The sequence below is a fragment of the Laspinema olomoucense D3b genome (assembly GCF_025370785.1).
In the GTDB taxonomy this organism is placed as follows: Bacteria; Cyanobacteriota; Cyanobacteriia; order Cyanobacteriales; family Laspinemataceae; genus Laspinema; species Laspinema olomoucense.
The window spans coordinates 26216-36429 of record NZ_JAMXFA010000054.1 but is presented as its reverse complement, the minus strand read 5'-3'; the positions used below and the strand labels follow the sequence as shown (position 1 = coordinate 36429).

Sequence of the window (10214 nt, the reverse complement as noted above, 5' to 3'; positions counted from 1 at the left end):
CTCCCCCATCTCCCCCATCTCCCCCATCCTCCCCATCTCCCCCATCCTCCCCATCTCCCCCATCCTCCCCATCTCCCCATCTTCCCCATCCTCCCCATCCTCCCCATCCTCCCCATCTCCCCATCTTCCCCATCCTCCCCATCTCCCCATCTTCCCCATCTCCCCCATCCTCCCCATCTCCCCCATCCTCCCCATCACTAATGCGATCGCAGTACAATAGTCATACCGGCATCCCTGCGAACACATTATGATGAGTAATCTTCCCGATTTTGGTGAGTACGGCTATCAGGTTATCCGCGAATTGGGTCAGAACCGCGCTGGGGGTCGCGTGACTTACCTGGCAACTCGCACCGGAACCGAAACAGCCACTCCCGATGTCACTCCCGATCCGGCCAATTTTGTTGCAATTAAACAGTTTCAGTTTGCCAGTACCAGTGATGCGGGGTGGGCGGGTTACGAGGCATATCAGCGCGAAATTCAAGTGCTTCAGGGGCTCAATCATCCCGGTATCCCCCGCTATTTGGATTCGTTTGAGAGTCCCCGGGGATTCTGTATGGTTCAGGAGTACAAAGCGGCAGAATCCCTGGCTCAACAGCACACCTGGCATCCGATTCAAGTGAAAGAAATTGCCGTAGCCCTGTTGTCGATTTTAGTTTACCTCCAAAACCGCCTCCCAGCGGTGATTCATCGGGATATCAAACCCGAAAATATTCTGGTGGATCAACTGATGAATGTCTACTTAGTGGATTTTGGATTTGCTCATCTTGGCGGGGGAGAAGTTGCGGTTAGTAGCATTGTTAAAGGCACTCTGGGGTTTATGCCACCGGAGCAATTATTTAATCGGGAACTGACTCCCGCCTCGGATTTGTATGGGGTGGGGGCGACTTTAATTTGTTTACTGACGGGGACAAAATCTCAGGATATTGGGGAGTTAATTGACCCGAGTTATCGGATTCACTTTCGGAAACGGGTTCCTAAAATTAGTCTGGGTTGGATTCAATGGCTGGAAAAAATGGTGGAACCCAAGCCAAAAGACCGTTACCCGAATGCAGAAACAGCCCTAGAAGTGTTAACGCCGATTGAGATTAGTCGCACGCCGCAAGTGATTTCTAGTCATCAGTTGGTGCAGTTTCGCGGGACGAAGTTGGGAGAACCAATTACCCAAACCATTTCGATTAAAAATCCCGTTCCGGGAACGATGCTGACGGGGCGCTGGCGGGTGGCTGCTTATCGCAGAGATGGCTACTTTGCTAAAAATAATCATCCCTGGATTGCGATCGCCCCAGCCCGGTTTAAGGGGAATCAAGTTGAATGTACCATCACCGTGGATACCCGCAATTTGATAGCCGATCGCATTTATGACCGCGAATTATTATTACAGGCAAATTCAGACCGAAAGTTATATCGAGTCGCCCTTAAAATTAAAACCGCCCCGGAACCTGTAGAAGAGATAAAATTACCCTATCCTTTGCTGGGAATTTTGCTAAGTTTAGCCTTGAATCTAGTCTGGACTTCACCTTTAAATGTGGTAGGAAATTGGCTCGGGTCGTTTAGTGATTCAGTTTGGGGCGTGGTCGTATTCCTGTTTTTATTTCCCTGGACTGTGCTTTCTACCATTCGGACGATCGCCCAGAATCCGGGTCCGGCTGCCACAGGTGCGATCGCCGGGAGTATCAGTAGTGCCGTGATTGCCGCTTTAAGTGCGATCGCCTTTGGGATTGGTTCCCTCCCTTGGACTCAAGCGGCACAGGAAGCGGCACTCGGTTCTTCCCTTCTGGGTGCGTTAATCGGGGCTTATGCCGGTATTGGAACAGAGGAATTAATCAGCCGATTGCGGGCGATGGGAACCGCTAGAGAGGTATCCAAAAGCCTAGCCGGGGCGATCGCCGGGGGAATCTGTGGTGCATGGCCGATTATGGATGCCAGCCGTTCCCTGTCTAATAGTTGGGCTTGGCTGGCATGGATGGGTTTAAGTATTTTAACAGGTATCGTTGCCGGTGCGGTTTTCGATGAAGTAAAACAGGGCAAAATCTCCCCAGTCAACTCTAAAGATAAACTCAAAATCAGCAATGTTTCGCCTTATTTTGCGGGGGGAATTGCTCTGCTGACGGTGGGATTAGGAATCAGCCTAGGGTTAGCCTTGAATGCAGGAATTTTCTCTCATTATTGGGTGAGTTTGCTAATCGGAGGAACTGCGATTCCGTTAGGGAAAATGCTTTATCCTCATTGGATGCGATCGCGCCAAGTGCGGGAGTATCATGAGTCGAAAGCCAAACGGATTCAACCTTAATATTTCAGCCCGAATCAGCAGAAAAGATTGCCCAGAGGAGATGGAGCGATCGTTAACTCTAGGTTAAGCCCTATCTAACCCATTTCAAGTAGGGGCCTCCTGTCGCGCTAGATCCGCTTTACAGGAAGCTCCTGGACTTTTCCAGCTTCAGCAATCTTATCGCCTTCAGTACATATTAAAAAGCCTAAAAAATATTGACAAAATTGGCTCATAAATGTAAAATACATTAAATTTCAGGGGAGCCGTAGATTATCTGTCCCCATTACCTAGAGGAATCCAACTTTATGACACCACCTAAAAATTCGTCTGAAGAGTCATCCCCAAAGTCGTCAAAATTGTTTGACCTCTTGTCCGATCTGGCTAAAAATCCTGGTAAGGCCCAGAAATTTAATGAAAACCGTAGCCAAATTCTTGACGACTACGAAATTGAGGAAGAGTTGAAAACTTTGTTGATGACAGGAGAATGGGCAGATTTTCAAGAAGCTGTGCAGAAAGAAGCAGAAGAATATGGTTTAAAAGCGCCATAGGGTTTTTATAAGTCCCTTCCTATGCTCAGTCTACTGCTCAATCTGTAGGGAAACCCCTAACTAAACTGAAGTCGAGAGTATAAACCCTCTAATTTAAAATTGTGGGGTCATCAAGGGGAGTGCGAGACAATCGCTAGGTTTTTAAACTTAAAAAGGTTTCTCCTTTGCGCTCCCCAAAATCATATTTGAGTTACCCCGGATTTTAATTAGCATGAACTCCTCCGTTTAATTAGGTTTACCTAGTGAGCATAATTTTTTTATAACTTAATTTTACCATGCTAACCACTTCGGATCCAGCAGTCATACCGGCAAGCAAAAGATTAGAAAAACAAACCGAAGTTGTCTTCGTTTGTATGCCTTTCGGCCCTCTGCTGCCTTCCATTGGGGTTGGCTTGCTGAAAGCCTCACTTAAACCCCTGGATATCTCTGCAAAAGTCTGCTATTTTACCCTACGGTTTGCCCAAGAGATTGGGATTTCTATTTATAATGAAACAACTAGCGGTGAAGTTTCTGTTTGTGATTTGGTCGGCGAATGGTTATTTTCAGCGGCGCTGTTTGATCGCGATCCCACGGATGTAGAAAACTTTGTGGAAGACGTATTGCGCGGACGCGAACCCGCACACCAAGGGGCTTATCCGAATATTAAACCCGTTTCAGAAACCTTTATTAAAAATATCCTGCATATCCGCAGTTTAGTTGAGCCGTTTTTAGACCAGTGTTTAGCAGAAGTTCTCAGCTACCAACCCCGGATCGTTTGCTTTACAAGCACCTTTCACCAGCACGTTGCCGCCCTTGCCTTAGCTAAGAAAATTAAAGCCGTTTCTCCAGACATCTTTATTGAATTTGGTGGGGCCAACTGTCAAGGCATCATGGGAATTGAAACCTTACGGCAATTTCCCTTTGTGGATGCGGTGATATCCGGAGAAGGCGATCGCATTTTTCCGGACTTAATTCGCCGGGTTTTAGACCAACAATCGATCGCTGATATTCCGGGAGTTTATACCCGCGATACGATCGAGTCAGCTAACACCCTTCAGGACTTAAACGCGCCGATTCTCCATGATATCAACGCCCTACCCTTACCGGATTATGACGATTATTTTGCGGAATGGGAAGCAGTCCGGCCTCACCTTACGGAAAACTATCAACCTCGGTTACTCTTAGAAACCTCTCGGGGTTGCTGGTGGGGAGAAAAAAATCACTGCACTTTTTGCGGACTCAATGGCACAGAAATGACCTACCGCAGTAAGTCGGCAGAACGGGCAATCTCAGAAATTACCAGTCTGATTGCACGCTATCCCGGTTATCCCATTTCTGTGGTTGATAACATTCTGGATATGAAATACTTTAAAAGTATGATTCCAGAATTGGCGTCACGGCAGTTAGATTTAGAACTATTTTATGAAGTGAAGTCCAATCTTCAGAAAGAGCAGATTCGCCAGTTACGAGAGGCGGGGATTACCATGATTCAGCCGGGAATTGAAAGTTTTAGCAGTCACACCCTGGAACTCATGCGAAAAGGGGTGAAGGGGTTGCAAAATATTCAACTGCTGAAGTGGTGCAAAGAACTGGGAGTAACTCCGTTCTGGAATCTGATCTGGGGTTTTCCCGGGGAAAGAATCGAAGACTACAGCCGCATGACTGAACTGATTCCCTTTCTGACCCATCTGCGCCCCCCAAAATGGGCCGGTGCGATTCGGATCGACCGCTTTAGCCCCCACTTCGATCGCCCCACAGAATTTGGATTTGATCTCGTCATTCCTTTTCCCGCCTATCATCATGTTTATCCTTTGCCCCCAGAATCCGTGGCAAACCTGGCCTATTTCTTTACATTTACCTATCAGCAGCCGCGATCGGTAGAGGAATACAGAAACTTAGTTCGAGAACAGGTTACTATCTGGGAAGAGGCATATCAAACTAGCGTGTTGTTTTCCGTGAATCGGGAAGCAGACTTGCAGATCTGGGACTTGCGACCCGCTGCCCGTCAGCTTTTACTCACCCTCACGGATCCGCTCAAAGCCCTCTACCTCGCTTGCGATCGCATTCGTAGTCTCAATTTCCTACAACAGTTGGCCCAAGAACAACTGAACAGTCCCGTATCTGGCGCAGAAGTGGAGGAAATGCTGCAACCGCTCCTGGCGAGGGGGTTAATGGTGGAAGAAGATCATGCCTATTTGAGTTTAGCGATTCCCGTGGGAGAATATTCCCCAGAAAAATCCACCCTCAAGCGGCTGTTTTCCCTCGTTGCCGAGCAGTCGCATCAGGTCTCCAAATTAAGCGACTGGTGCGAAGCGATCGATGACTCAGGGGTGCAATAAAGTCTACTCTCTTGTTGGTGGAGTCCATTAAGGATCCCCCTAAATCCCCCTTTTTAAGGGGGACTTTCCCGATTTCCCCCTTTTTAAGGGGGACTTTTCCGATCCCCCCCTTAAAAAGGGGGGCTAGGGGGGATCCAATAGACGTACTTCATGAATGGGGAAATTGCTATAAATCTCAATCCAGCTAAGTACCTGACCCCAAACAAGAAATATCAATTCATGAAAAAGATTATCAAAGTTTTACGATGGCTGTCCGTATTTTTGTTGATAATTTTGATAAATCTAATCGGGCAAAATCCGGCTTTTGCTGCCCGTCCTAATTTGGAATTTGAGCATCTCACCATTGAAGAGGGACTCTCGGCTAGTACCGTTTTTTCTATTTTCCAAGACCAAGAAGGATTTATGTGGTTTGCCACTCCCGACGGTCTTAATAAATACGATGGCTATCAGTTTAAAATCTATAAAAATGACCCTTCAGATCTTCAATCAATTTCCGATAATTTTGTTACAATTATTTACGAAAATGGGGGGGGGGGGGAAATATGGGTTGGAACGAATGATGGAGGATTGAATTATTTTAATAAACTGACTGAGAAATTTACCCGCTATCAAAACGATCCGAGTAATCCTCAAAGTCTCAGTCATAATCATGTTTTATCAATTTATGAAGATAAAAATCAAAGGTTGTGGGTGGGAACGGAAGATGGACTTAACCAATTCAACCCCCAAACCGGAGACTTTACTCGCTATAAAAATGACCCCAACAATCCGGATAGTTTAATTCAAAATACTGTCACATCTATTTATGAAAATCGAGAGGGAGAACTTTGGGTAGGAACAAAAGGAGGATTAGATAAATTTGACCGAAATGCTGAAAAATTTATCCATTACAAACATCATCCCGATGACCCCAAAAGTTTAAGTGATAATTCCATTAGTTCGATTATAGAAGATAGGGAAGGGAACCTCTGGATTAGTACATTAGGCGGTGGCGTTAATAAATTTAACCCTGACATGGAGGAGTTTACTCGCTACCTGAATGACCCCAACAATCCCCACAGTATCAGCAGCAATACCGTGAGCCACATTTATCAAGATGAAACGGGTCTAATCTGGATGGGTACAGGGAGTTGGCTGGGAAGTTCGGGCGGCAATGGACTCAATCTCTTTAATCCAAACACGGAGGAATTTACAACCTACAACCCCAACCCAGGCAATCCCCACAGCTTAAGTGATAGTGCTGTGTTTTCCATGTATGAAGATCGGTCCGGCATCTTGTGGTTTGGCACATTTATTGGCGGAATTAACAAATATGATCGCCATCACATTAAATTTGACCGCTACACCTACGAACCCGGTAATCCTCACGGCATGGCGGAAGATCCTGCAATCATGTCCATTTATGAAGATAAAAGCGGCACAATTTGGATCGGGACATTCGGAGGATTTTTGGAAAAATTCGATCACGAAACGGGAGAATTTACAACCTATCAGAATAACCCAAACGACCCGGATAGTTTAAGTGCTGGGGGAGTCTGGTCCATTTATGAAGACCGCCAGGGCATCCTATGGATTGGCACCTTTGGCGGTGGACTGAATACATTAGACCGCACAACTAACAAATTTACCCACTATACCCATGACCCCAATAATCCCGCCAGTTTGAGCGATAACTCGGTGGTGTCCATTTTTGAAGACCAACAAGGAACGCTCTGGATCGGTACATTTGGAGGAGGCTTAAATCAACTGAATCGCGAAACAGGCACATTTACCGCCTACCAAGCCAATCCCAATAATCCTAACAGCTTGAGCGATAATAGTATTTGGCAAATTTATGAAGATACCCGGGGTAAACTGTGGGTCGCCACTCATCAGGGCGGCTTAAATCAACTCGATCGCGAAACCGGAATCTTTACCCGCTATCAAAAAAGCGATACCCTCAATAGCTTAAGCAATAATAGCGTGTTGTCCATCTACGAAGATGCAACCGGAATCCTCTGGTTAGGGACATTTGGCGGGGGTTTGAATAAATTTGACCCCCTCACCCAAACCTTTACAGCCTATACCGAACAAGACGGACTGCCGAATGATGTCGTTTACGGGATTCTGCCCGATGATCAAGGAAACCTGTGGTTAAGTACCAACAAGGGATTATCTAAATTTAATCCATCCCAGGAAACCTTCCAAAACTATGATACCAGCGACGGTCTGCTGAGTAATGAGTTTAATGCAGGAGCCTATTACACAAGCAAGACCGGAGAAATGTACTTTGGAAATGTCAAGGGGTTTAATGTCTTTTTCCCTGAACAGGTCAAAAATAACCCGTACATTCCCCCGATTGTCATCACTGGGTTTAAAAAGCTCAATGAAACGACCCAACTCAATGAAGCCATTTCTCAAATCAAAACGCTGAATCTGTCTTATCAAGATTATGTCTTTTCCTTCGAGTTTGCAGCCTTAAATTACACATCACCCGAAAAAAACCAATACGCTTATAAACTGGAAGGATTTGATAAAGACTGGATTAACGCCGGAACTCGACGCTATGCCACCTATACCAACCTTGATGGCGGCCACTATACATTCCATGTCAAAGGCTCCAACAATGATGGAGTCTGGAACGAAATCGGCACCTCGATTCAGCTAGAAATTGCCCCGCCACCCTGGAAAACCTGGTGGGCCTATACCCTGTATGTCTTCGCCTTAATGGGTGTAGTTTTGGCTTATGTCCAGTGGCGGACGATCGCCCAACGGCAAGAATTAGAACAACAACGCCAAGAATTAGAGCGAGAACGAGTTGTTTCTGAAAAATTGCGCCGCCTCGATAAGCTCAAAGATGACTTTCTGGCAAATACCTCCCACGAAATGCGGACGCCTTTAAATGGCATTATCGGCCTAGCAGATTCCATGCTGGATGGGGTCGCCGGTCCCGTCTCAGAAAAGCAACAAAGAAACCTCTCGATGATTGTCCAAAGTGGTCTGCGCTTGAATGCTTTAATTAACGATATTCTCGATTTATCCAAGATGAAGCAATCGAGCTTAGAACTGCAAATTAAGCCCGTGGGGATGCGAGAAATTAGTGACGTGGTGCTGACTTTGTGCGAACCCATCATCGGCAAAAAGTCATTGCAACTGCTCAATAAAATCAATCCCGAACTCCCCCCCGTGGATGCGGATGAAAATCGGGTGCAGCAGATTTTGTACAACTTAGTCGGTAATGCCATTAAGTTTACCGAAAGCGGCATCGTCGAAGTGTCTGCGGAGTTGCTGCCACCGGCGCAGTCCCCGGAGGAACCGGAGGCCCCCGGTTACCTGGCGATTACCATCGCCGATACCGGCATCGGCATCCCCGAAGACAAACGCGATCGCATTTTTGAAGCCTTCGAGCAAGGGGATGGCTCCACCAGCCGGATTTATGGCGGCACCGGGTTAGGGTTATCGGTAACCAAAAAGTTGGTGGAGTTACATGGCGGCACGATCGCCGTGGAGTCTACCCTTGGGGAAGGGTCGCGATTTACCTTTACTCTCCCTCTCTCCAAGACAACCGCAGAACCCCTAGAAGTGAACCGCGATCGCTCATCGTTCCTCCCCCGTTTACAGGCGATCGCCATTGCCGTAGATAACAGCGATGACGAGGCAGTCGAGGTTCCCGTCGAAATCGAAAATAATGGTCATTTCCGGTTATTAGTCGTCGATGATGAACCTATCAACCGGCAGGTATTGGTCAACTACCTCTCCGGCGCTCATTATACCGTCACCCAAGCCACCAACGGACCGGAGGCGATCGCCTTACTGGAAAACAACTTTAAACCGGACATCATCCTCCTGGATGTGATGATGCCTCGGATGACAGGATACGAAGTCTGCCGCATCCTGCGTCAACAGTATGGAATGGACGAACTCCCCATCATCATGCTCACCGCTAAAAATCAAGTCTCCGATTTAGTCGCCGGATTACAAGCGGGTTCTAATGATTATTTGACCAAACCGATCGCCAAAGATGAACTCCTCGCCCGCATTAAAACCCATCTCAATGTCGTCCGCTTAAAAACCGAAAATATGCGGCTACAAACCGAATTAGATATCGCCCGTCGCCTGCAAATCATGATGTTACCCAAAGCCGAAGAACTGCGCCAACTTCCGGAACTAGATATCGCCGGATTCATGGAACCAGCGGAGGAAGTCGGCGGCGACTATTACGACATCCTCACCCAAGGAGATGGCTTAAAAATTGGCATTGGTGACGTCACCGGACATGGGTTAGAAAGCGGCGTCCTGATGCTCATGGCTCAAACCGCTGTCCGCAGCTTATTAGAGAGCAAAATCACCGAACCCCAGGAATTTTTAGACGCCCTCAATCGCACCATTTATCACAATATTGAGCGGATGAATGTGGAGAAAAGTATGACCCTCTCCCTCGCGGATTACAGCAAGGGAACCCTGCGATTAACGGGACAACATGAGGAAGCGATTCTCGTCCGCACCACCGGCGAAGTGGAACGATTGGATACCATAGATTTAGGATTTCCCATCGGTTTAGTGGAAGAAATTGGGGAGTTTGTCTCTTCCATCGAGGTGACGCTCAATCCCGGAGATGTGGTGGTGTTCTACACCGATGGCATTACCGAAGCGATGGATATCGATAACCAGTTATATGGATTAGAGCGATTAATTGAGGTAATTGTGCAGAATCGAGAGTACAGTGCCGAGGAAATCAAAGAACGGGCAATATCCCATTTAATGGAATATATCGGCAAACAAAAGATATTTGACGATATTACTTTGGTTGTGCTTAAACAACGGTAGAAAACTGTTAGAAAAGCCCCGCAGGCTGTTCGCGTAGCGTTCCGTAAGGAAAGCCCGGGGCTATACGGACGAAGCGGTGCCTGCGCGGGCTGAAGCCTCAAAAAAGCCCCGCAGGCTGTTCGCGTAGCGTTCCGTAAGGAAAGCCCGGAGGCTATACGGACGAAGCGGTGCCTGCGCGGGCTGAAGAAAAGCCCCTACAAACGTTTGTAGTAACCCCTTCAGGGGTTGCCTTCTCCTGCCAAACCCTACAAGTATTCAAGGATTTTTAGCTCT

5 protein-coding genes are annotated in these 10214 nt (G+C 47.1%); 4 read left to right on the top strand and 1 reads right to left on the bottom strand.

Features of this window, described 5'->3' with window-relative positions:
• Positions 1 to 217, bottom strand: a 217-nt coding sequence (locus tag NG792_RS26175; protein ID WP_261237368.1) for a hypothetical protein, incomplete at its 3' end; no start/stop codon positions are given.
• Positions 218 to 247: 30 nt separating this feature from the next.
• Between NG792_RS26175 and NG792_RS26170 the strand changes: the two genes are divergently transcribed.
• The 4 genes from NG792_RS26170 (at position 248) to NG792_RS26155 (ending at position 9941) form a co-directional block, all read left to right on the top strand.
• A complete protein-coding gene (locus NG792_RS26170) occupies positions 248 to 2290 on the top strand; it encodes a bifunctional serine/threonine protein kinase/MFS transporter (protein ID WP_261237367.1) in 2043 nt (680 codons plus the stop codon).
• A 284-nt stretch (positions 2291 to 2574) separates the two neighbouring features.
• Complete coding sequence (locus NG792_RS26165; RefSeq protein WP_261237365.1) at positions 2575 to 2817, top strand: hypothetical protein; 243 nt, start codon at positions 2575 to 2577, stop codon at positions 2815 to 2817.
• Positions 2818 to 3092: 275 nt separating this feature from the next.
• Positions 3093 to 5135 (top strand): RiPP maturation radical SAM C-methyltransferase, encoded by a 2043-nt coding sequence (locus NG792_RS26160; protein ID WP_261237363.1) that lies wholly within the window; start codon positions 3093 to 3095, stop codon positions 5133 to 5135.
• Between the two features lie 219 nt (positions 5136 to 5354).
• Entirely contained in the window at positions 5355 to 9941 is a 4587-nt protein-coding gene (locus NG792_RS26155) for a two-component regulator propeller domain-containing protein (RefSeq protein WP_261237362.1), read from the top strand.
• Positions 9942 to 10214 lie beyond the last annotated feature (273 nt).